This window comes from Phaeovulum vinaykumarii (genome assembly GCF_900156695.1).
In the GTDB taxonomy this organism is placed as follows: Bacteria; Pseudomonadota; Alphaproteobacteria; order Rhodobacterales; family Rhodobacteraceae; genus Bieblia_A; species Bieblia_A vinaykumarii.
Genome location: NZ_FTOM01000004.1, coordinates 40,409 through 60,701 on the forward strand (window position 1 = coordinate 40,409; position 20,293 = coordinate 60,701).

A 20,293-nucleotide genomic window follows, 5' to 3' on the forward strand; every position below is an offset into this window, starting at 1 on the left:
GTTGTCGGGGTCAGCCGAGCGGGTCGGCCGTGGTGTAGTGAAGGACGACCGGGATCACGGCCGCCTTCAGGCTGGCCGCGCCATCGACCGGCAGATCGACTGGCCTCGGCGCTTCCGCCTCGACCCAGTCGCAGAGGCCGCCGAGCGTGCGGTCGGCCGCGAGCGCCGCGCCGATGCTGGCGGTCAGCGTGTCGAAGGCGGCGTCACGGTCGGCGCCCTGCACAACGGCCTCGATCTCGGCTCGGTGCTGGTAGTGGTAGGTCAGCGGCGACAATGTCACCTCGGGGTCACCTGGCTCCCCGTCGCGCAGGATCAGCAGGCCATCGGCCGGGACGCGCTCGGGCAGCACGTCACCCCGCAGCGCGGTGGCGGGCAACGCCGAAAGCCGCGCGTGCAGCGCGGTGAGGATGGTTTCACGGGGGGTGGGCATGGATACTCCGGATAGCGCCAAGCGACGAGTAACAATCAGCATGCATGTTTGACATATCAGTAAGCAAGTTCTAGATAGCGATTATCCCATTCAGGATATGCCTCATGATCACCGGCCCCCAGATGCGCGCGGCGCGCGCCCTTCTCGGTATCGACCAGAAAACCCTGGCCGAGCTATCCGGGCTGTCCGTCCCGACGATCCAACGCATGGAAGCCAGCGCCGGCAATGTGCGCGGCGTGGTTGACAGCCTGACCAAGGTCGTCGCGGCGCTGGAACTCGCTGGTGTCGAGCTGATCGGTGAAGGCACCCCCAGCACGGCAGGCGGACGCGGCGTTCGCCTGAAATCTCCACCCCCGAAACACTAACCCTAAACTTCGCGACGGCGACCGCCGACCACATGCCGACGATCCCGCCGCAACCCATTCAAGGTGCGGCCCCAGATGAAAGACCAGACCAGACAGACCGGCGACACGCCCAGCTTCGCCGAGCTCTACACCCCGAAACTCGTGACCGTCCTGCGCGAGGGCTACGGGCTGACGCAGTTGCGGGCGGACGCCATTGCAGGGCTGACCGTCGCCATCGTGGCGCTGCCGCTCTCCATGGCGATCGCCATCGCTTCAGGCGCGACCCCGGCTCAGGGGCTCTACACCGCCATTGTCGGCGGGTTCCTCGTCTCGCTGCTCGGCGGATCGCGGTTCCAGATCGGCGGGCCCGCGGGCGCCTTCATCGTGTTGGTCGCGGCCACGGTCGCGCAACACGGGATGGAAGGGCTGATCCTTGCGACCTTCCTCTCGGGCTTGATGCTGGCGGCCGTCGGCTTCCTGCGACTCGGCACCTTCATCAAGTTCATTCCCTTTCCGGTGACGGTCGGCTTCACCGCGGGGATCGCGGTCATCATCTTCGCCAGCCAGATCAAGGAACTCTTCGGCCTGACGCTGGAGCATGAACCGGGTGAGTTGCTCGAAAAGCTCCCGGCTTTGTGGGAGGCCCGTTCGAGCTTGACGCCCGCTGCGCTTCTCGTCTCGGCGGCGACCGTGGCGATCATCCTCGGGCTTCGTCGCTGGCGACCGCATTGGCCGGGCATGCTGATCGCGGTGGGTGTCGCGGCCTTGGCGACGGCGCTTCTGAACCTGCCGGTGCAGACCATCGGCACGAAGTTCGGCGGTATCCCCTCGACCCTGCCGGCCCCCAGCCTGCCGGACCTGTCAGTCGAGAAGATCATGGCCGTTCTCCCCGCCGCGATCTCCTTCACGCTTCTCGGCGCCATCGAGTCGCTTCTTTCCGCCGTGGTTGCCGACGGCATGACCGGGCGTCGGCACCGCTCGAACTGCGAGCTTGTGGCACAGGGGGCGGCTAATATCGGCTCGGCCCTCTTCGGCGGCTTCTGCGTCACGGGAACCATTGCACGGACCGCGACCAATGTGCGCTCGGGTGCACACGGGCCGGTATCCGGCATGCTGCATGCGCTGTTCATCCTGCTCTTCATGCTGATCGCCGCGCCGCTCGCCGCCTACATTCCACTGGCCGCGCTCGCGGGTGTCCTTGCCGTCGTCGCCTGGAACATGATCGAGAAGCCCGCCATCGCCATCCTCTTCCGCTCTGGCTGGGGCGAGGCGACGGTGCTGGCCGCCACCTTCTTCCTGACCATCTTCCGCGACCTGACCGAGGCCATCGTGGTCGGCTTCGCGCTCGGCTCGGTCCTCTTCATCCAGCGGATGAGCAAGACCACCGCCATCGCCAGCCACACGCCCTTCGTGGGACGGGACGAGGCGGACGGCGCGCACCCGCGTGGCAGCTATGACGAAGAGGTCGCCGCGAATCCGGAGGTCGTGGTCTACCGCATCACCGGCGCGCTCTTCTTCGGTGCAACCGCATCCATCGGCTCGGTGCTCGACCGCATCCAGGACAGCCACAAGGCGCTGATCGTCGATTTCTCGGCAGTGCCCTTCCTCGACTCGACCGGCGCCAACATGATCGAGGGTCTCGCCCACAAGGCCCACAAGCGCGGCGTCGCGCTCTGGCTCACAGGCGCCAGCCGCGACATTCAGAGGGTCTTCGTGACCCACGGCCTGAAACGGCCCCTCGTGCACTACGCGGTCGGCATCGAGGAAGCGCTGGCAGCCATCACTGACGCCTCCAGCGATGCGCGGGAGGTGGCGTGATGCCGGGCGGCGCACCGGAAAGACGTCGCCGCCGCCAGAGGTTCGGGCCCGAAGAGCGCCGCCGCTTCGTTCTGTCCGCCCTCGAACGGCCACGCACACAGTCCGAGTTGCGGGACGCGCTTGGCATGAGCAACAGCGGCATCCTGCACCTCCTGAGACGCCTCGAGCGCGACGGGCTGGTCCGTCCAGCCGAGCGGGTTGCCTGGACGCGCATCTGGGAACGAACGCGAAACGGCGGCTGATGTCATGAACGGGCCCACTTCAATTGCCACGTCGAACAGGAGCAAGACGCCCGCCGCGTGGATCGCACTCCTCGAGTGCGTCGAGTCGGCAGAAGCCGGTGTTCTCAATCTCGACGGCGGCGCCCCACAAGTCGTGGCACTTGCCGAACGGCTCGTCGACCAAGGGCTCCTCCGTGTCCCACATGCCGGATGCTATTCTCTGACGCCGTCCGGTCGTGAGATAATTGCACATGGCAAGACCGCGCCATCCAGAGAGAGAGTGACGCGATCGTGGCGCGCGACCATTCCGCTGTTGATTGCCAGCTTCGCAGCAATCGCTCTCGCTCTCTGGGCAAGCCTTTGACACCAAGCCTTTACAGCCGCCCCTCCACCCAGTTCGCCACGATCAGCCCCGGCACGCTGTCCAGCGCCCGGTCCGCATCGCGCGCCAGGTCTAGCCGCTTCGGCAACTTGACCTGCGGCACCAGCAGGAAGATCGGCGCGCTCACCTTACCGCGCCCGGTCTTGGAGCGTGATACGACCGCCTGGCCCTTCGTGTTCAGCCGCCCCTCCGCCACCAGCAGGCTCGGGCCCGTCCGGCGATAGACGAACCGTAGCCTCAATCCGCGGCGTCGTTCCCATTCGCCGGGGGTGATCCGGCCGCCGCGCAGGGATTTGCCCGCGGCGGGCAGCGGGATCGCCAGCCAGAACCCGTTTTTCGAGCGGATCAGCGGGCCGGTGTCGTGGGCACCGACGATGACCGGCGCTTGCGACCAGACCAGCGCCGCGGCGTCTAGGCTCTCGCCCGAACTCGGGAAGTTCTGGCTCCGGATCGAATTGGCGAGCCGGGGCCCGAGCCCCGCGCCGGTGATCTGCAACCGCCAGGCGGTCTTAAGCCCGGTCCCGGCCTCGCGCATTGCCGCCGTGACAGCGCGTTCCCCCGCCGCGACCTCGGCCGCCATCAGGGCGACGATGTCGGGATCGATGGCGAGTTTCAGTTTCACGCAGGCCTCAGATCGACAGTCCAGACCAGCCGCTCGCGATCACGGACGGGCTCGCCCTGTATCAGGAAGGCGTCGCCCTCAATCTCGATGCGGTCGCCGGGGCGCGGGGCTGGCACCTCGGCCACGCGCAGGTCGATCCGGGTGGCCTCGGACCAGAGCCGCGCATCGCCGAAGTCGGTGATGGCATCCGCACGCCGGGCGACGACGCGCACCAGAACGGGCGCGCCGCCCTCGGGTGTGTAGACCGCGTCCCGGCCGATGTTCGGATCGGCGAAGAGCGCACCCACGGCGGCGGCGAAGGCGCTCATCAGAACGCGCCGTTCAACCGCACCCGGCCGATGGTATCACCAGCGCCACCCGCGACTGCCTCGGTGGCGACACCGATCAGCGTGTTCGAGGTCGCCACGTTGGTGGTGCGCTTGTTGGTGTCGTCCCAGTAGATCCTGCCACCCGCGGTCCAGGCTTGCGAACCGATCTTGGTGATGTCGAAGACGCCGGTGAGCGCGGTCTCGACGTTTTCGCCGAGGGCGGCGGTGCCAACAGCGATGCCGAAGGTGGAGCCGACGAGCAGGCCATCGCCGGAGGCGACGGCGTAGGGCGCGGTCAGGGTGATGGTGTTGCCGGGCTGGACGAAGTTTTTCATGGGGGTGATCCTCGTGGAAAGACGAAGGGCGGCCCGATTGGACCGCCCGTGTGCCAGGGTTCAGGAAGCGCGCCTTACGCGCCCGGGTTCTTGTAGAGACCCCGCCAGTCGATGGCCTTGGCGCCGAAGTCGAGGCGACACTTGATCTCGACGCCGTCGACGTCGAAGCCGTTGCGCGTCTCGATGTAGGCGCCCTGCTGACCCTCGAGATAGGCGTACTCGATGGTGTCGATCTGGTTCGGGCTGGCGGCCAGATACCAGGCGGTCTCGCTGGCGGCGTCGAGCCGGGGCTCGCTGATCGGCGCGAGCGTCCGGATCGACTGCGGCACCACGCTGGACGTCGCGGCGGGGACCAGGTTCTGGGCGACCAGCTGCTCGGCCTTCAGTTCCAGCGAGGCGGGCACGATCAGGAAGGCCGGGCGGACGTTGAGCACCGTCTTCTTGTCGAGGCCGGTCTGCTTGGCCATCGCGGCGCGGGCTGCCCCCACACTGCTGACATCGAGCGCCGCGCCGGTGCCCGCGAGGTTCTTGTGCGTGGCATGGAACAGCGCGTTGCCGTCGGCCATCGCCGGGTTGGCGGTGATGATGCCCCAGACCACGTCCGACTCCAGCTGCGCGATGGAGTTGCCGTACATCGCCGGAATCCGGGTGAAGGCGTCGAGATCGTCGTTGATCAGCGTCTGGCGGGTGATCGCGACCACCCGACCATAGGTCTTGACCTTGTAGCTCTCCTTCGACTCCCCAAGGGTGCCGCGCTTGAACTCGCCGCTTTCGCCCACTTCCAGAAGCTGCGGCGCTTCGCCGAGCTGGACCCGGTGCATCGCCTTGAAGTCGGTCGCCAGCACCTGGCGGCAGAAAAGCGAGAAGGTGCGCGGATAGGCGTCATAGGCTTGGCGGAGCGTCTTGTTGGTGACGGCCGAGAGGATCTCGGGGAAGTCCGAGGTCGAATGCAGCGCGCGCGTCGCCACCTCATCGCGCGACAGGCCGCGGGTGTTCACCCCGGAGTTGCCGAGGCTTTCGCGCGCCAGTTCCAGAAGCGTCATGCCGCGATACTGGCGGGCTGCGTCCTCCAGCGGGAACAGCGTCGGGCTGTAGCGGTGAAGGAGCGCGTTCGCCACGGCATCGCGACGGGTGATGCGTTCATCCCGGCCGCCAAGAGGGACCGAGACATGCGGGAAGGTCCGGGTCTCGTCGGATTTCGCTGCGACCTGATCGAGGATCAGGCGGCGCGACTCGTCGACGCTGACGCCGCGTTTCACCAGTTCCTCGGCGAAGCTGCGCTCGAGGTTCAGCCGCCCGGCCAGATCATAGATGGTGGAGACGCGGTCGCGCTCGGCCTCGCGGGCGCGGGTCGCGATGGCCTCGGTGTCGGGGGCCTCGGGCTTGGGGGCCTTGGGCTGGCTGCGCGTCTCAGCCGCGCGCGTCTGCGCCTCGGCCGCGCCGGTCTTGTCGTCGGGCATGGTGATCTCCTCGGTCGCTGCCGTGTCGGGGGTGTCGTCGGCCGGGGCGGCCGGGGTCGTCTTGTCGGTCATCGGGGATGCTCCTTCGCTGGTTTCGGCGTCCCGGCGATGGAGGACGCAGTCGTGATGTTCGCCCTTGGCGCGGAAGCCCGCGGCGGGATCGGCGCCGACCGGCACAGCCGAGATCTCGAACGGGGTCCAGTCGACCGCCCGCCAAAGCTCGCGCCCGCCATCGGGCTTGGAGATGTCGAAGCGGTGGACCTGGTAGCCGATCGAGACGGCCCGGATGTGCCCGGCCTGAATGTCGCGCCAGATCGGCTCGACGTCGGCGCGCTCGCTGATGCGCACCTGCGCGATGCCGCGACCGTTCTCGATCCGCACTGAGCCGGGCACGACCGAGCCGATGACGGCGTCGAGCGTGTCAATCTCGTGCACCTTCAGGAATGGCGCGCCCGCGTTCAGCCGGTCGAGCCGCACATGGGCGGGATCGAGGCTCAGTTCCTCGTCATAGGGTTCACCGAAGAAGCTGGCGCGACGGACGCGCGCGCCTGCCGACCAGATCACCTCGACGGTGCGCGCGTCATTGTCGACGCTATTCGGCGCAAGCTCCGCCGACCGGCGCAAGGCCGGCAGTTCGATCATCGTGTCCATGGAGTCAGTCCTGTTGGTCGGCCTGAGCCGGTGTGGTTTCCGGATCGGCGGGGGCTGTCTGGTCGCCCGCCTGCGCGCTGCCGGTTTTGGTGACGCGGCGCGGGTCGCTGTCGAGCACGAGGCCGAGTTCGTCGAGCTTGGCGTTGGTCGCGGCGATTTCCGCCAGCACGGCATCGGGGTTGCGACCCTGCCGGGCGATGGCCTGCGCCAGCGTCATGGTGCCCGAGCGGATCGCCAGCAGGTCTGCCATCGCGTCCTTCTGCGGATCGACCGCTTCGAATTTCGGCGGCTGCCATTCGACCGGCACATCCGGCGTGGGGATCTGGCCCGCAGCCCATGCGGCTTCCGTAAACCAACGCCAGACCGGCGCACAGAACATCGGGATGAAGAGTTGCCATTGGACGGCGTCGATCTGGCGGCGGAACTCCACGAGCCCGGCCCGGATCGAGGAATAGTTGACCTGGGACAGGTCCCCGGTCAGCAACTCGTAGGGCACCCGGAAGCCCGCCGAGATCGTGTGCAGGCTGGCGCGCTTGTATTCGCCGTAGCCACCGGTAGCGGAGGGCTGGTTGAAGCGGATGTCCTTGCCGCCGCGGGCATAGGCGATCAGCCCCGGCTCGAACTGCTCCACCCGGTTGCCGTCGGCATCGACCACCGAGGGCGCGATGCCCTGCTGCGCCTCGTCGTCGCCGAAGACGATGGCGGTGACGCAGGCCTCGGTCTTCTTGCGGACCAGTTCGGCAACCTCGTAATCGTCGAGGTCGCGCAACGACCGGATCACCGGCGCGCCCCAGGGAACGCCGCGTGCCTGCGTGCGCTGCTTCTCATAGACATGGGCGACCTCGGTCGCTGGGACCGGGCGCGATCCAAGTGCGCCGTTCAGCGCGCCCCAGGCATCGCCGGGGTGCTCGGCATGCAGCCAGTAGGCCCGGCGTTTGCCGACCGGGTCGAACTCGATCCCCTGCACGAGGCGTCCCGCGCCGAGGACGCCGGATTTCGTGGCGTCGAGGAAGTCGGCCTCCAGCACCTGCAATTGCAGCGGCACCGGAAGACCGTCGCTCGCACGCCGCAGGCGGCGGCGCACCAGGACTTCGCCCGCCTCGACCATCTCGCGGCAGATCAGCGTCTGCAGACCGTAGAAGTCGAGCTGACCGTCGGCATCGCAGTCGGCTGTCCAGCGTTCGAACAGCGCATCGACCTTCCGGTCGAGCTTGTCGTCGCCGCTGGCGGCGCGCGGCATGATGCCTGCGCCGATGATGTTGTTCACCAGCACCGCCACGGCCTTGGCCGCATGCGGGTTGTTTCGCACCAGATCGCGCATCCGGTCGCGCAAGAGCGCTCCCGCGACGCCGATCTCGGTATCGGCGGAGGATCCCGGTGCCCGCCAGCCCTCCGTCCGCCTCCCGCGCGCGGCCCCGTCATAGCCCCGTGTGAGGGTCTCGAAGGCCTTACGGGCCAGCACGCGCCTCGCGGCGGCCCGAGGCGCGACGGTTGCAATGGCCCTGTCAAACCAGTTGGCCGACATCACCGGTCCCCGCGCGAGAAGCCCGCAAGCCCGGCCACCGGTAGCGGCCGAGTGGCCCCCGCGATGGCGCGCTCGATGGTCCGGATGCGGGCGAGCAAATCCTCGGCCGAGCCGTAGTCCACGGATTTGCCGTCATAGCTGACCCGGGTCGTGCCGCTGGCATAGGCCCGGCGCAGCGCCGAGAGCTCGGTTTCCGTCCAGTCGGTCATGTTCAAAACCATCCTTCCCGCCGTCCAAGCCAGTCGGAGCGGCGCTTGCCCTGTGGGGCCTGTCCGGGCCGGTGAATTTGACCGGCGGGATCGGTGTCACCGTAAGGCGCGGACCCGAGCTGATCCTCAAGATCGCGCCATTTCTCCTCAGACCAGCGGTCCGCGCCCGCGATCCAGGCGGCGGCGCGGGCATAGACCCGGCAATCCAACGCCTCGTTGCGTTCGCGGAGTTTCTGCCATTCCAGCCGGGCGAAGCCGCGCTTGGTGCGCACCGTCACGAGCTGTTCGCCGACGACCTGCTTCAGCCATTCGTTCTCGACCCAGTGCGGCAGATGCACCGAGCCGGGCGGGAACGCGGCCCCGTCGGCGATGTCCTCCTCGGTCGGGCGCGTCAGCCGCAGGAAACGATAGGTTTCGGCCTTGAAGGTCGAGACCGCCACGGTCCAGAGCCGCGCCCCGCGCCGCAGGCGCTTGCCGCCCTCAGTCGCATCGACGAAGGTCGGCCCCGACACCGGGCTCGAGCGGTTGAACCCCTCGACGCCCTTCACCGGCGACACCTGCGCGAAGCCTTGAACCCGCGACCAGGAATAGACCGCCGGAGCCTCGTAGCCCGTGTCGATGGCAAGCCGCGCGATACGCAGATGTGCGCCGCGTTCATGTGGCCAGGACCTGTCCAGCAAGGCCGTCAGTTCCGACCACGCGTCGTGCCGGTCCGGCCCGCCCTCGATCACGACGTGATCGACGAGCCAGCTTTCCAGCCCACGGCCCCAGGCCCAGACATCGATCTCGATCCGATCCTTCTGCACGTCCGCCCCGGCCGTCAGAAACAGCCCGCCCGCAGGCACCGTGCCGGCTGTCCAGCGCTCGCGCCGGTCGTAGAGCCGCTGCCAGTCGGGGGCTTCCCCGGTCTCGACCCATGTCTCGCCGAGGATCGTGTTTCGGAACGCCTTGATCGCCTCGTCCGACCCCTGAGCCGCGTCCCATGCCCGCACGATCCGCTCCCAGCTTAGCCAGCCGATCGGCGAATAGAGCGCCGAGAGGTGATACCCGACCGTGGTCGGATCGGCGGCCGTGGCGGTCGCCCGCCATTCGCCTCCCTCCAGCATCGCCGTCTTGTGGTGCTCCGCGATTGCCGCGTCGCAGCCCTCGCAGTGATATTCCGCCGTTTCCGGCTTGCCCTTCTGCCAGCGCAGCCGGTCGAACTTCAGCCACTGCATCGCCCCGCAATGCGGGCACGGCACGAAGTATCGGCGCTGGTCGCTGGCCTCGAACTCCCGCTCGATCCGGCTCAGGCCACGGATCGTCGGCGTCGAGACCAGGAAGATTTTGCGCCGATGGGCGAAGGTCAGCGACCGGGCCTCGGCCAGCGTGACCGGATCGCCTTCCTCGTCGGCGGACGCCGGATAGGCGTCGACCTCGTCGAGGAAGATGTACCGCGCCGGGGTGGACCGCAGCCCGACCGCCGAATTGGCCCCGGTCATGATCAGGATGCCGCCCGCGAATTCCTTCGACAGCATCGTGTTGCCCGCGTCGCGGGATCGCGCGGGCTTAACCCGTTCGCGAAGCTCGGGGCTTTCGTCGATCAGCGGGTCGATCCGCTGGCGCGAGTTGCGTTTCGCCAGTTCCACGGTCGGCTGGACCGCCAGCATCGGGCCCGGCGCCTGGTGGATGGCGAACCCGATCCAGTTGTTGCCCGCCTCGGTCGCCCCGACCTGTGCGGCCTTCATGAACACGACCCTCTGCGTGGGATCGCCCGGCGACAGCCGGTCCATGATCTCGCGCATGTAGGGCGTGCGCACCGTGCGGTACCGCCCGGGCTCGGCCGAGGCCCGGCCCGAAAGCATCCGGTGCCGGTCCGCCCATTCCGAGACGGTCAGGTCCGCGTCGGGCCGCAATCCGGTGCCCCAGGCGCGCAGGATTTCGCCCGCGCCGTCGAAGTCCGTCAGGCCATCATCGTCACCGGAAGTCGGGCCGGACCTCGGCGAGTTCGTCGAGGTGGGCGCGTACATGTTTCTCCAGCACCTTCTGCATCGCGGCTGGCTCTACGCCCAGATCGGCCGCCATCAGCGCCGCCGCGCGCGCGGGCCAGTTCACCCATGCGTCCCGTTCCTCCCGCGCCAGCCGGAACACCAGCGCCAGCGCGCGGGCCCGCTCGATCAACTCCCCCTTCAGCTTCTGCAGACGGATGCGCCGCTCCTGCGCCTTCAGCACCTCATTCGCGGTCTTCGCCTGCAGGAAGGTCGTGCCGCCGCCGACGGCGGGGACTGCCAGCCCCTGTTCGCGGAGCGTGTCTCCGACAGCGGCCACCGCCGCCTCGGGGACGGGCTTCAGCTTCGGCGCGGGCGGCTTGCGGGTCTTGGACGGGTCCGTCGTTTCCGCCCGCCGCGCGTCGCTGGCGGCCGCGTTGATGCTGCCGTCGGGATAGAGGACCAGCCGCTCGGCCGTCTTCGCCTTCTGGATCGCGCCGCGCGACAGCCCGACATGGGCGGCGTACTGGCGCTCGCTCATGCCCTGCATCGACAGCTCCGATTATCATTCAAGATCATGTGCTTATCGAGTTGATAAGCCTCGCGGACAGAGGGAACGTGATCCCACGAAGACGATGCAACTCACCACGGAGCCACCACGATGACCAGCCGCGCGACCGACAACACGAAAGCCCTCGACGCCTTCATCGCCGCGAAGACGGAGATCGACGCGATGCTGGAGCGGCTCGCCGCCCTCAGCGCCGACCACTTCGAGACCAGCCCCGACGAGATCAACTGGGGCCATGTCGGCACCCTGAACCACTACCGCGCCAAGCTGCGCGAGATCACCGACATGGCCTTCAGCGAAGGCGAACACGCCGAGTGAGACGACCCGCTCCCGGTCCCGCCCGCCGACTGGCGGGCTCGACCTCGTAGAAGGGCCCGCATCCCGCGCGCCCCGATACGGGAGACGACGATGACCAAGCTTTCCGATACCCAAGCCCTGATCCTGAGCGCCGCCGCCCAGCGGCCCGAGCACATCGCCCTGCCGCTGCCCGAGAGCCTGCGGGGTGGCGCCGCCGCCAAGGTGGTCGGCGCGATGCTCGCCAAGGGCTTCCTCGAGGAGGTCGACGCCGACCTGCGCAAGGGCGAGCCCGTCTGGCGCGAAACCGGCGACGGCCACGGCGTCACGCTGGTCGCTACCGACGCAGGCCTCGCCGCCATCGGCATCGAGCCCGACGACGCGAGCACCGCGCCTGTGGGCGCGACGGATGCGCCGACCGAGCAGCCCGCGCCGGACACCCCCACCGAAACCGAGTCCGCGCCCAAGACGCGCACACCGCGCGAGGGCACGAAACAGGCCACGCTGATCGCCATGCTGCGCGCGCCGGACGGCGCGACCATCGAGGAGATCATGGCCGCGACGGGCTGGCAGTCGCACACGGTGCGCGGCGCGATGGCCGGGGCGCTGAAAAAGAAGCTCGGGCTCGAAGTGACCTCCGAGAAAGTCGAGGATCGGGGGCGCGTGTACAAACTCCCTGCCGCCTGACGCGAGGAACCCGACAAGTCGATGGCCGCCGTCCCGCCGGGGCGGCGGTCGATCATTTTGCGCTCCGCATCCGGATGGCCTCGAACACCCGGCGCAGGGCGAAGGAACGGGCGATCGACACGATGGTGAAGATGGCGCCCATCTTCAGGTTCTGCGCCAGCGTCGTGTGCAGCCCGAAAATCGGGAAGATCAGGATCTGCGTGACGACCGCAACGCCGTAGCCGACGATCACGTTGGCGACGGACTCGACCAGCGACATGGCGCGCGATTGCTTCATGTCGTCACCTCATCCATCGGCCAGCAGTTCAGCCGCCAGAGTTCTGAGCGCATGCGCTGCAACCAGTGGGACCACTCCGTTGCCACAGAGCCGAAGCCGGTCCACCCGGTGGGCCAGCCCATCAGCGCCTCTACGAACAGCGGGTTCAAGGTCCGGCGCGCATCGCAGGTATCGCTCCCAGCCATCGGCGTCACCAGGACCTGGCGGCCAAGCAGGCCGTTCACCGGCGTGTTCGCCAGTGTTGTCGCGCCATCCTTGTGATCCCGCGCCGTCGGCGTCATCCACATCCCCGCCGAATGGGTCAGGTCGGCCAACCGCCGGTTCCCCGCGCTCGGCTTGCAGCCGTCGTTCGCCATCGGCGTCGGCCACATCGCGGCTGTGGTCGCGAGGTTCATCCCGTGCTGGCCTGCTTCCTGCGATGGCGTCGGCTTCGTCTGCCGGTTCTCGTTGGCGCTGGCCCGAGGCGTCGGCCAGAGCCGCAACAGCTCCGTCCGGTTGCCGCCACTCGACCGGGTGCCAGAGCAGGCGCGCGGGGTCGGCCAGCTCGTCTCCTTCGCGGTGGGCGAGGATGAAGAGCCGCTCGCGCTTGTGCGGCGCGCCGACTTCCGCCGCCGTGAAGAGGCCTGCCGCAAGGCGGTAGCCCATGCCGACCAGTCCGCTGGCGACCTCGGGGAATCCGAGACGGAGATGATTGGCGACGTTCTCGAGGAACACGAAGGGCGGCTCGCATTCGCCGATGATACGGGCGACATGCGGCCAGAGGTGGCGCGGGTCGTCCGCGCCCCGGCGCTTGCCCGCGACGGAGAACGGCTGGCACGGATAGCCCGCAGTGACGATGTCCACCGTGCCGCGCCATGGGCGGCCGTCGAAGGTAGCAACGTCGTCCCAGACAACAGCCTGATCCAGGGACGCGTCTTCCATCCGCGCCACGAGAGTGGCTGCGGCGTAGGTTTCCCGTTCGACATGGCCCACAGCACGATATCCGGGGATGGCGATGGCGAGCCCGAGGTCGAGACCGCCCGCGCCAGAGCAGAGGGAGAGACCGAAAAGGCATGCGTCTCCGGCCCCGGAAGCGCGTCCGGAGGAAGGTAAAGCCAGGTCATGCATGTCACGCGGCGGTCTTGCGCTTTCGCGCGGGTTCGGGGGCGGCGTCCGTTGCCGGGGCATCGGCCGGGGCGTCGGCGTCGTCGCCGAGCCGCTCGGTCCTCACCTGCGCGAAGGTCCGTCCATCGCCATCGAGGATCGCGTCGCGGCCGGTCTCGGCCTGCCACCGTTCCAAGGCGACATCGACATAGGCGGGGCTGATTTCCATCGCGAAGACGCGGCGGCCGTTGGCCTCGCCCGCCATGATCTGCGAACCGGAGCCGGAGAACGGCTCATAGCAGAGCCCACCGCGGGCGACGTGCTGGCGCATCGGGATACCGAAGGCATCGAGGGGCTTCGGCGTCGGATGATCCGGGCGCTCGTCCTTCGCGAAGGACGCCATCTCCCAGGTCGAGGGCAGCGTCTGCTCGGCCACCTTAGGCGGGCGGTTCGGGCGGCGCCAGCCCATGAAGCAGGGCTCGTGTTTCCAGAGGTAATGGGAGCGGGTCAGAACCCCGCGGTCCTTCACCCAGATGATCTGCTGATGGACGAAGGCACCCGCTTTCTCCCAGCAGGCCTCGAGCATCGCCTGGCGGCGGGAGGCGTGCCAGCAGTACCAGGCGGCGTCCTCGGTAATGGCCTCGGCCACGGCGGCGGCGATGAAACCGTCGTATAGTTCCGCGCCCTGCGAGCTGTCGTCCCAGGTCGTGCCGTAGGACGCGGACCAATCCTTGTTCCGCGTCGGGTGGTTCGAGCCGTCGTAGTCGACGAGGTACGGCGGATCGGTGGCGAACAGGATCGCCCGCTCGCCATTCATCAGGCGGCGCACGTCAGCAGCGCTGGTGCTGTCGCCACAGAGCAATCGATGTTCGCCGAGGATCCACAGATCGCCGGTGCGCGAGGCCGGGTTACGCGGCGGTTCGGGGATGGTCACCGGCGGCACGGAGCCTCCAGCGCCACCTTCTTCACCGTCCCCCTCCGGTACGAAAGCCAGCAGCTTGTCGAGTTCGCCGTCGGAGAACCCGACCAGCGACAGGTCGAAATCCTCGGCCAGCAGGTCGTTCAGTTCCGCCGACAGCAGCGCCTCGTCCCAGGTGCCGAGTTCGGTCAGCTTGTTGTCCGCAATGCGATATGCCCGGCGCTGCGCCTCGGTCAGGTGTCCAAGCACGATCACCGGCGCTTCGGTCAGCCCGAGCTGCGTTGCGGCCAGCACCCGGCCATGGCCCGCGATCAGCTCGCCATCTTCGGCTACGAGGCAGGGCACGGTCCAGCCGAACTCGGCCATGCTGGCGGCGATCTTCGCAACCTGGTCCGGCCCGTGCGCCTTCGCGTTCTTCGCGTAGGGCTGGAGCTTGCCCAGCGGCCACATCTCGATCGCGTCCGGGGCGAAGCTCAGCGTCATGGTGGGCAAAGTTCCTCGGTCGGGTGGATGCCGGTGGCTTCCGGACTCCGGATGCCGGGCTGGACTCCATACGGGGTCCAGCGGCCACCAGCGGTGTCCGGTCGGAAGGCCAGCGTTCATTGGTGTTTGCGCGGGGCGTGGGTGGCTCCGGCTTCCGGGTGGCTTCCCAAAAATCCGGCCCTGTCGCTGGCGATGTCCCGCGCTTCGCCCGCCAGCATACGAAAACGCCCAGGAAGGAACCAAGATATCAAAGGCTTGGCAGTTCGGACCCTCACTGGTCCCCTCGCTGGACCCCGGAAGCCAGCGACGCGGCCTCTGCCTGCGCGCTCCTCTCCCGAGCATATTGAATCTGTAGCGTCCTGGACGCGATCTGTCTTGGCGTCTGGTGTCTCGCTTGAAAGTGTCTCGCCCACGCGACGGCTATTGACAGGTTCAGTGCGTCACCTTCGCCACCACGAAATCCATAGATCGCTTCGACGGCACTCGCTTGCCGTTCAGCCGCCAGACGATGACCGCGATGCCATACTGCCATCGGCGGTTGGCGGTGGCGCGGCTGATGCCCAACTCCCAGCAGATCGGCTTCCATGGCTTGCGGTTCGCCCGGAGCCACACAAGGCGCGCGTCGGCCGGGTCGAGCCAGCGCAACCACAGCAGCGCATCGTCGGCTTGGGTGATGTCGCGCGGGCCGGGCTTCGGCCGTCGCATCCGGGGTTCCTGACCGACCTGATCGGCGAAGCTGTGGAAATACTCAGGCCAAGCGTTGAAGTAGCCCTGTGGCTTCACCTCGGGCAGCGACCGGAAAACATCGGCAGCGCTCTCAAGGCGCGCTTCGACAATGGCAGGGGTCCACTCAGCCATGGGCGATCTCCCTTGGCTCGACACGCGGGCCGTAGAGTTTTTCACCCAGTTGGCGGACCAGTTCCTGCTCCGGCCAGGTGAGACGCGGGTCATCGATGGAGACGGCCAGCAGACCATGCTCGTGCCAGCCTTCCTGCTTGACGCGATCTGGATCACGGCGGGTGCCACCATAGCCTCGGGGATACCACCTCACGCGACACCCCCGTTCGTTTCGATTGCCCAATGCAGGATGGCGATGGCATCCGCCTCGTTGTCATCGGTGGGGCTGAACCCGCGCGCCCGCGCGGCCGCAATCATCGCTACCTTGTCGGCGTTGCCCTTCCCGGTGGCATGGCGCTTGATGGTGCCAACCGGAACGCCCTCATAGGGGATGCCGCGGAGTTCAGCCCATGCCGTGAGGGTGGCCATCAGCCCGCCATAGACATGGGCTGCGTCCGTGCCGACATGGCGGCGGACTTCCTCGAACCAGATCGCGGCGATGGGGCCTGATAGCCGGTCGATCTCGGTCAGCCAGTTGGTGAACCGAAGATACCGCATGCCGCCGCCGTCGAAACGTCCGGGGCGAAAGGATGTCGTGCCGGACGTGATCAGGCCGTCATGGCTGCGCAAAGCCCAACCTGTTGTCGTCCCGAGGTCGAGGGCAAGGATGCAGGACGCAGAATTGCACCCCGGTTCGAGGTGCAGGTCCGCAGTCTGGATGGTCGGCGTCATTTTGAAGGCTCACCTGAATTGTGGGCCTTCGGCTTTGGTCAAAAGCAGGGAATCATGTCAGGCGCGCCGGGTCAAGGAAAACGCGCCCTGCCGACGGGTGACCCAACCTGGTCCTACTTCTGATCAAGGTAGGGCCACAAATCGTCGTTTGATTTCAAAGCTGTCCCTACTGGTCCTACTCGTCCCAACCTTTTTCCCTACGACGCATAAGGAGGGACGAAACCGGCTAGGGACATACATGCATATAGCAAAGGGAAGGAAGTCGGTGCACCAAGTAGGGCCAGTAGGGACACGATTGAAATTTTTGGGTTTTCTCTGACCCTACCTAGCCGTCAGGTAGGGTCAGAGAATGAGGTAGGGCCATCCCGAAACGTGAAGACGGCCGCCAGAGGCGGTTGTTGCGACGACCTTCGACAACTCGGCACGATCACCCCCTTGTGCGAGGCATCGCCAACGCCCATGTTAAACGACGTGCTGCGCATGGCCGTTCCGGTCCGGGGTTTCCCCATGAAGAACATGCGCATCGAAAATCGCGACAAGGCAACCTTTCCCAAGGGTCTTCGTGGCGGCAATGGACCGAGCCCTCGACTTCGACGACCCTCAGGCAGAGGTTTTGCCATGAATGAACAACTCACCGGCCTTCCGGCCACCTCCGACATTGCCAAGGCCCAGGCGAAGCGCCTGAGATCGGCTCTCGCTCCGGATCTCATGATCGGACACAGCCAAGCCCTGGAACTCATCGCCCGCGTCCATGGCGAACAGAGTTGGGGGCGGCTGAACTCGCTGATCGGCGTGCCAACCAGCGACACTTCTCTCACGGGCAATCCAAATGGGAATGCTCCTGCGATGCCAATCCCGTCTGGCACACCTTCAGAGACCGCAAAGTCGCCAGCCCTGCCAACGAACCATGTGGAGCAACGTGTCCTTCAAGCACTCTGGCACGGGCTCGAGCGAGCGCGCGACACGCAAGCCTCAGCCAAGACGCGTGCCCAAACCAATGCTCTTCTGAAGGACGAGGTTATTGCAACCGTTTCGGTCGAAGGGTGGCTTGATACGCTCGACGCAAGTCTTGGTGGTATGATCTTCGACATGGGATCGGAGAACCTGCTGAAAATCTCGGGGATCGCAGCGGTCTCGCGGTTCAGGCGCCCGAAAGTGCGGGATACATCGGTTTACGGCTTCACGGGCCTGCGACCGGCATCATTTGCCGCAATCCTGATCTGGCTCGAGCGACTGGGCTTCGACACTCATCCTGATGCGTTCTACGAGCCCTTCATCGCGGACATCAAGCAGGCGAAGTATGTCGACCAGGACGAACTGACCTGCCTTTGGCATTCCAAGGAAAAGAAGCGTTTCCAGACCCGGGAATACTTCGTCGATGCTACAACCAATATCACGAACGTCAGGCACGACGTTGTGAAGGGACGTGGTGGGCTGACGATTGAAATTGCGCGCAGCACCGATCCGCTCGGGCTAATCGAGAGCCTCCGCATCTATCGCTGAGGGTGTCAGGACGATGCCTAAAAACGGGGCGGCCGAAACTGGCCGCCCACACCATGCCATCTGATTTGCGGTCAGTCGTTCGCTACCGGCTTCCTGTAGCGCCATTCGCGCGCCTTGTCTGACCGGCGTCGATATTTCTCCCAGTCTCTGGATTTCAGCCAGGCCCCCACGCGCATCTGGTCGCCCTTGGTCCATTTCGCGGGCTCGATGCCGAGCGCGCCTTCGAGGATTTCGCCCACCGACACGTCGTGGATCGGCTCGGGACGTTCGAACTCTTCATCCTGCCAATCATCCCAGCCCGCGTGGCCGCGATTGACGCTGCGGGTGTCGTGCGTCAGCCAGCGGTCGATCCGCGCGTCCCAAGCATCCGCCTGATAGCGTGCTTCCTGCGCGGCGGCGGCTTCGGCCAAGATCGCCGGATCGTCGATCCACCAGATTGCGCCGTCGCGGAAACGGTGGACGGCTTCGGCCCAGATCTGGTCCCGGTCACGGGCGATTGCGGCGATGTCGATGCTGCCACAGCGTAGCGGCCAGAAGCGGCGATTGCCGGTTTCGTCGCGCAGATAGGTGTCGGGGTTGACGGTTCCCGCGAAGACGCATTGGCGCGGCACCTCGACGGTGTAACGGCCATAGGGCGGTCGGAAGCGGTCGGTGGTGCGGGTCAGGAACGCCTTGATGCGCGAGACCTCGGCCCGACCGATGGCGTCGAGCTCGGCAATTTCCACGATCCAGACGCCCTGCATGTGAATGGCAGCATCCTTGGACCCAAGCTCGGGCAGCTCGTCGGTGAACCAGTCCTCGCCCGCCAGCACCTTGATTGCCGTCGATTTGCGCGCGCCCTGCGGGCCTTCGAGGATCAACATATGATCAGCCTTCACGCCCGGTCGGTAGATCCGGGCCACGGCAGAGATCAGCCAAAGCGCGCCGATGGTGTGATGGAAGGCTGTCGGCGCTGCACCGAGATAGGTGCTGGTCCAGGTCTCGATCCGGGGCGTGCCGTCCCATTTCAGGGTGTCGAGCCAGTCGCGGACTGGGTGAGTGCGCAGGTCGCGGGCCACCGCGCCGACACCCCGGCTGACGACCATCGGGGCGACGTTCAGCCCGCGCAACTGCAGCCATTCGGCGGTGCGCACATCGTCGGCATCATCCCATGGTCGCGGAAATCGGAGGGCCGGGTCATCCCATGGCAGCGGCTGACGAACCACGATGGATTGCGCGAATTCGTCGAAGGCCAGGAGCCCGGCAAAGACCGGATCCGAGGACAGGGCGATGATCACATTGGCCTCGTTGCGCTCGGGCGTGCCGGACAGATCCTGACACAGCCGCCCAAACCAGGCGGGACGCGCGATCCTGCCCTGCGGATCGCCCGTCGCATGTACGCGGCGGCGCAGTTCCGTCAACTGCTTGTCGAGGATCGACATGGAGATGCCGGTCGCGGTCTTGATCCGGGCGAGGATCTGGCGTTCGGGCAGCGGATCGAGCCGAGCCAGCGCAAGACGGCCGAGAAGGCTGGAGAGCGCGGCGAGTTCGGGCGGGTTGGTCAGTGCCTCGGCGGCGGCAAGCAGCGCGTCCGGATCGCCAGGCGCCGAAGCCGCCACGGTCGTCATGGTCTCAGGTCCAACCGGCTCGTCAACCGAAATATTCGGGCGATAGTCGGCCGCACGCGCTCCGCGCATCAGATCGTCGTTGAAATCATCGCCATGCAGCGGGACCACGATCTCGTTCGGAATGTTGGCCCGGTTCAGCCGATCCGACAGGGTCGCAGCGGCCTGACGACCTGCGTCGCCAGCATCGGCGTAGATGGTGACACGTATCGTGCCCGCCGGCCACTGAAACCGCGCGAGACCATCGGCAGAGAGCGCCGCCCAGACGGCGGTGCCGAACAGGGTATGTGCTGCCAATGACGTCTCGATGCCTTCAGCGATGCCGAGGTGGCCGTCCGCAGGCATGGCGAACAGGCGCACGGCCGCATCCGCTACCGATCCCAGCATCTTCTTCCCGGCAGGCGCCTTGGCGCTGCCGTCGTCGAGCAGGAAGGTCCGGTGAATACCCTGCGTGCGGGTGCCATCCGCCAGGCGTGGCAGTGCGATCAACCCCGGCCAACCGCGTCGCGTGTCGAAATCCGGCAGGTCGGGGTGGAACAGCAGATCCGGGCATCCCGAATCGGCAACGCCGCGGATGCGGAGGTAGGTTTCGCCGGGCGTGCCAGAGAGCGGCTGCGCGCCGTCGATCAGCCGGGCAATCTCGCCGGTATGATCGGGCTTCGCGCGTGGCGCGTTTCGGGGCGCGGGATGATCCATCCCGGCGATCCGCGCCGCTTCGTCGAAGAGCGCGCCATCGCAGAGCCCGGTTGCCTGCGCGATCAGATCGATGGGCCCGGCGCTTTCGCCGGTGGCATAATCGAACCCCCAGCCGGCATATGGCCCGTCGAGATGGATGGTGCACGACCCATCCTTGCGCGGCGGGCGGCCGGACAGGTCGGCACAGCGCAGGCTACGACGGTCGCGCGCAAGCCGCGCCTCGGGAAAGATGCCGGGGAGCCAGTCGACTGCGGTCGCCGCCAGCCGGTCCTTTACGGCCGCCAGATCGTGGCGTGCTTTCGGCGTGCCGACATCGTTGAGATCGATCATCGCGCCCC

23 protein-coding genes and 1 pseudogene are annotated in these 20,293 nt (G+C 67.1%); 6 read left to right on the forward strand and 18 right to left on the reverse strand.

Translation table 11 applies throughout. The features are described from left to right. Positions 1 to 10 precede the first annotated feature (10 nt). Positions 11 to 430, reverse strand: coding sequence for an acyl-CoA transferase (locus BW949_RS09715; RefSeq protein WP_076365571.1), 420 nt, complete (start codon positions 428 to 430; stop codon positions 11 to 13). Between the two features lie 104 nt (positions 431 to 534). On the opposite strand from BW949_RS09715, the gene BW949_RS09720 reads away from it, so the two are divergent. The 3 genes from BW949_RS09720 to BW949_RS17730 all read left to right on the forward strand — a co-directional run bounded on the left by BW949_RS09720 (position 535) and on the right by BW949_RS17730 (position 2,834). Continuing rightward, the gene (locus BW949_RS09720) at positions 535 to 795 is read left to right on the forward strand and encodes a helix-turn-helix domain-containing protein (RefSeq protein WP_076365573.1); all 261 of its coding nucleotides are present in this window, start codon (positions 535 to 537) and stop codon (positions 793 to 795) included. A 75-nt stretch (positions 796 to 870) separates the two neighbouring features. After that, on the forward strand, positions 871 to 2,592 hold the full coding sequence (locus BW949_RS09725; RefSeq protein WP_076365575.1) for a SulP family inorganic anion transporter: 1,722 nt from the start codon (positions 871 to 873) through the stop codon (positions 2,590 to 2,592). Then, entirely contained in the window at positions 2,592 to 2,834 is a 243-nt protein-coding gene (locus BW949_RS17730; protein ID WP_076365577.1) for a winged helix-turn-helix transcriptional regulator, read from the forward strand. Before BW949_RS09725 ends, BW949_RS17730 begins: the two co-directional genes overlap by 1 nt. Positions 2,835 to 2,853: 19 nt before the next feature. Here the strand turns inward: BW949_RS17730 and BW949_RS17040 are convergent, their stop codons facing one another. The 9 genes from BW949_RS17040 to BW949_RS09770 all read right to left on the reverse strand — a co-directional run bounded on the left by BW949_RS17040 (position 2,854) and on the right by BW949_RS09770 (position 10,822). Continuing rightward, positions 2,854 to 2,997, reverse strand: coding sequence for a hypothetical protein (locus tag BW949_RS17040; RefSeq protein WP_159440060.1), 144 nt, complete (start codon positions 2,995 to 2,997; stop codon positions 2,854 to 2,856). A 190-nt stretch (positions 2,998 to 3,187) separates the two neighbouring features. Continuing rightward, positions 3,188 to 3,817 carry a DUF6441 family protein gene (locus tag BW949_RS09735; RefSeq protein ID WP_076365579.1) on the reverse strand — a complete coding sequence of 210 codons (630 nt, stop codon included), beginning with the start codon at positions 3,815 to 3,817 and terminating at the stop codon, positions 3,188 to 3,190. Next, the gene (locus tag BW949_RS09740) at positions 3,814 to 4,125 is read right to left on the reverse strand and encodes a head-tail joining protein (protein WP_076365581.1); all 312 of its coding nucleotides are present in this window, start codon (positions 4,123 to 4,125) and stop codon (positions 3,814 to 3,816) included. Before BW949_RS09740 ends, BW949_RS09735 begins: the two co-directional genes overlap by 4 nt. Then, positions 4,125 to 4,460, reverse strand: coding sequence for a DUF2190 family protein (locus tag BW949_RS09745; protein ID WP_076365583.1), 336 nt, complete (start codon positions 4,458 to 4,460; stop codon positions 4,125 to 4,127). The genes BW949_RS09740 and BW949_RS09745 overlap by 1 nt, the downstream gene beginning before the upstream one ends. A 74-nt stretch (positions 4,461 to 4,534) precedes the next feature. Continuing rightward, a complete protein-coding gene (locus BW949_RS09750; protein WP_076365585.1) occupies positions 4,535 to 6,571 on the reverse strand; it encodes a prohead protease/major capsid protein fusion protein in 2,037 nt (678 codons plus the stop codon). A gap of 4 nt (positions 6,572 to 6,575) precedes the next feature. After that, on the reverse strand, positions 6,576 to 8,096 hold the full coding sequence (locus BW949_RS09755) for a phage portal protein (RefSeq protein ID WP_076365587.1): 1,521 nt from the start codon (positions 8,094 to 8,096) through the stop codon (positions 6,576 to 6,578). Continuing rightward, positions 8,096 to 8,317 (reverse strand): phage head-tail joining protein, encoded by a 222-nt coding sequence (locus tag BW949_RS09760; RefSeq protein WP_235816265.1) that lies wholly within the window; start codon positions 8,315 to 8,317, stop codon positions 8,096 to 8,098. The genes BW949_RS09755 and BW949_RS09760 overlap by 1 nt, the downstream gene beginning before the upstream one ends. Next, entirely contained in the window at positions 8,308 to 10,314 is a 2,007-nt protein-coding gene (locus BW949_RS09765) for a phage terminase large subunit family protein (protein ID WP_076365591.1), read from the reverse strand. The genes BW949_RS09760 and BW949_RS09765 overlap by 10 nt, the downstream gene beginning before the upstream one ends. Then, positions 10,262 to 10,822, reverse strand: coding sequence for a hypothetical protein (locus BW949_RS09770; protein ID WP_076365593.1), 561 nt, complete (start codon positions 10,820 to 10,822; stop codon positions 10,262 to 10,264). The genes BW949_RS09765 and BW949_RS09770 overlap by 53 nt, the downstream gene beginning before the upstream one ends. Before the next feature lie 111 nt (positions 10,823 to 10,933). Between BW949_RS09770 and BW949_RS09775 the strand changes: the two genes are divergently transcribed. Together BW949_RS09775 and BW949_RS09780 are read left to right on the forward strand one after the other, a co-directional pair. Further along, a complete protein-coding gene (locus BW949_RS09775; RefSeq protein WP_076365595.1) occupies positions 10,934 to 11,158 on the forward strand; it encodes a hypothetical protein in 225 nt (74 codons plus the stop codon). Between the two features lie 90 nt (positions 11,159 to 11,248). Then, the gene (locus BW949_RS09780; protein ID WP_076365597.1) at positions 11,249 to 11,821 is read left to right on the forward strand and encodes a DUF3489 domain-containing protein; all 573 of its coding nucleotides are present in this window, start codon (positions 11,249 to 11,251) and stop codon (positions 11,819 to 11,821) included. Between the two features lie 52 nt (positions 11,822 to 11,873). Here BW949_RS09780 and BW949_RS09785 read toward each other — a convergent pair whose 3' ends face one another. From BW949_RS09785 to BW949_RS09810, 7 genes and pseudogenes are all read right to left on the reverse strand, one after another. Next, the gene (locus BW949_RS09785; RefSeq protein WP_076365599.1) at positions 11,874 to 12,098 is read right to left on the reverse strand and encodes a DUF7220 family protein; all 225 of its coding nucleotides are present in this window, start codon (positions 12,096 to 12,098) and stop codon (positions 11,874 to 11,876) included. Then, complete coding sequence (locus BW949_RS17345; protein WP_235816275.1) at positions 12,095 to 12,412, reverse strand: hypothetical protein; 318 nt, start codon at positions 12,410 to 12,412, stop codon at positions 12,095 to 12,097. Before BW949_RS17345 ends, BW949_RS09785 begins: the two co-directional genes overlap by 4 nt. Positions 12,413 to 12,698: 286 nt before the next feature. Continuing rightward, positions 12,699 to 13,265, reverse strand: a pseudogene (locus BW949_RS17350) (DNA cytosine methyltransferase); the annotation flags it as partial. Further along, positions 13,207 to 14,583 carry a site-specific DNA-methyltransferase gene (locus tag BW949_RS09795; RefSeq protein ID WP_076365603.1) on the reverse strand — a complete coding sequence of 459 codons (1,377 nt, stop codon included), beginning with the start codon at positions 14,581 to 14,583 and terminating at the stop codon, positions 13,207 to 13,209. The gene BW949_RS09795 and the pseudogene BW949_RS17350, both read right to left, overlap by 59 nt. 432 nt (positions 14,584 to 15,015) lie before the next feature. After that, on the reverse strand, positions 15,016 to 15,441 hold the full coding sequence (locus BW949_RS09800) for a DUF6362 family protein (protein ID WP_076365605.1): 426 nt from the start codon (positions 15,439 to 15,441) through the stop codon (positions 15,016 to 15,018). Next, positions 15,434 to 15,634, reverse strand: a complete 201-nt coding sequence (locus tag BW949_RS09805; protein WP_076365607.1) for a hypothetical protein — start codon at positions 15,632 to 15,634, stop codon at positions 15,434 to 15,436. Before BW949_RS09805 ends, BW949_RS09800 begins: the two co-directional genes overlap by 8 nt. Next, on the reverse strand, positions 15,631 to 16,152 hold the full coding sequence (locus BW949_RS09810; RefSeq protein ID WP_076365610.1) for a crossover junction endodeoxyribonuclease RuvC: 522 nt from the start codon (positions 16,150 to 16,152) through the stop codon (positions 15,631 to 15,633). Before BW949_RS09810 ends, BW949_RS09805 begins: the two co-directional genes overlap by 4 nt. Positions 16,153 to 16,611: 459 nt before the next feature. Between BW949_RS09810 and BW949_RS16830 the strand changes: the two genes are divergently transcribed. Continuing rightward, positions 16,612 to 17,655 carry a glyoxalase superfamily protein gene (locus BW949_RS16830; protein WP_143524438.1) on the forward strand — a complete coding sequence of 348 codons (1,044 nt, stop codon included), beginning with the start codon at positions 16,612 to 16,614 and terminating at the stop codon, positions 17,653 to 17,655. 71 nt (positions 17,656 to 17,726) lie between these two features. On the opposite strand, the gene BW949_RS09820 is transcribed toward BW949_RS16830, so the two are convergent. After that, complete coding sequence (locus BW949_RS09820; protein WP_076365614.1) at positions 17,727 to 20,285, reverse strand: VapE domain-containing protein; 2,559 nt, start codon at positions 20,283 to 20,285, stop codon at positions 17,727 to 17,729. Positions 20,286 to 20,293: the final 8 nt, after the last annotated feature.

Bases quoted from the DNA above. Each gene is read 5' to 3' on its own strand.
- BW949_RS09745 (WP_076365583.1), bottom strand. From the start codon at position 4,460: ATGAAAAACTTCGTCCAGCCCGGCAACACCATCACCCTGACCGCGCCC.
- BW949_RS09800 (WP_076365605.1), bottom strand. From the start codon at position 15,441: ATGGCTGAGTGGACCCCTGCCATTGTCGAAGCGCGCCTTGAGAGCGCT.
- BW949_RS09725 (WP_076365575.1), top strand. From the start codon at position 871: ATGAAAGACCAGACCAGACAGACCGGCGACACGCCCAGCTTCGCCGAG.
- BW949_RS09820 (WP_076365614.1), bottom strand. From the start codon at position 20,285: ATGATCGATCTCAACGATGTCGGCACGCCGAAAGCACGCCACGATCTG.
- BW949_RS09770 (WP_076365593.1), bottom strand. From the start codon at position 10,822: ATGCAGGGCATGAGCGAGCGCCAGTACGCCGCCCATGTCGGGCTGTCG.
- BW949_RS09720 (WP_076365573.1), top strand. From the start codon at position 535: ATGATCACCGGCCCCCAGATGCGCGCGGCGCGCGCCCTTCTCGGTATC.
- BW949_RS09810 (WP_076365610.1), bottom strand. From the start codon at position 16,152: ATGACGCCGACCATCCAGACTGCGGACCTGCACCTCGAACCGGGGTGC.
- BW949_RS09750 (WP_076365585.1), bottom strand. From the start codon at position 6,571: ATGGACACGATGATCGAACTGCCGGCCTTGCGCCGGTCGGCGGAGCTT.
- BW949_RS16830 (WP_143524438.1), top strand. From the start codon at position 16,612: ATGTTAAACGACGTGCTGCGCATGGCCGTTCCGGTCCGGGGTTTCCCC.
- BW949_RS09765 (WP_076365591.1), bottom strand. From the start codon at position 10,314: ATGTACGCGCCCACCTCGACGAACTCGCCGAGGTCCGGCCCGACTTCC.
- BW949_RS09795 (WP_076365603.1), bottom strand. From the start codon at position 14,583: ATGACGCTGAGCTTCGCCCCGGACGCGATCGAGATGTGGCCGCTGGGC.
- BW949_RS09780 (WP_076365597.1), top strand. From the start codon at position 11,249: ATGACCAAGCTTTCCGATACCCAAGCCCTGATCCTGAGCGCCGCCGCC.
- BW949_RS09740 (WP_076365581.1), bottom strand. From the start codon at position 4,125: ATGAGCGCCTTCGCCGCCGCCGTGGGTGCGCTCTTCGCCGATCCGAAC.
- BW949_RS09785 (WP_076365599.1), bottom strand. From the start codon at position 12,098: ATGAAGCAATCGCGCGCCATGTCGCTGGTCGAGTCCGTCGCCAACGTG.
- BW949_RS09775 (WP_076365595.1), top strand. From the start codon at position 10,934: ATGACCAGCCGCGCGACCGACAACACGAAAGCCCTCGACGCCTTCATC.
- BW949_RS17730 (WP_076365577.1), top strand. From the start codon at position 2,592: ATGCCGGGCGGCGCACCGGAAAGACGTCGCCGCCGCCAGAGGTTCGGG.
- BW949_RS09715 (WP_076365571.1), bottom strand. From the start codon at position 430: ATGCCCACCCCCCGTGAAACCATCCTCACCGCGCTGCACGCGCGGCTT.
- BW949_RS09760 (WP_235816265.1), bottom strand. From the start codon at position 8,317: ATGGTTTTGAACATGACCGACTGGACGGAAACCGAGCTCTCGGCGCTG.
- BW949_RS09755 (WP_076365587.1), bottom strand. From the start codon at position 8,096: ATGTCGGCCAACTGGTTTGACAGGGCCATTGCAACCGTCGCGCCTCGG.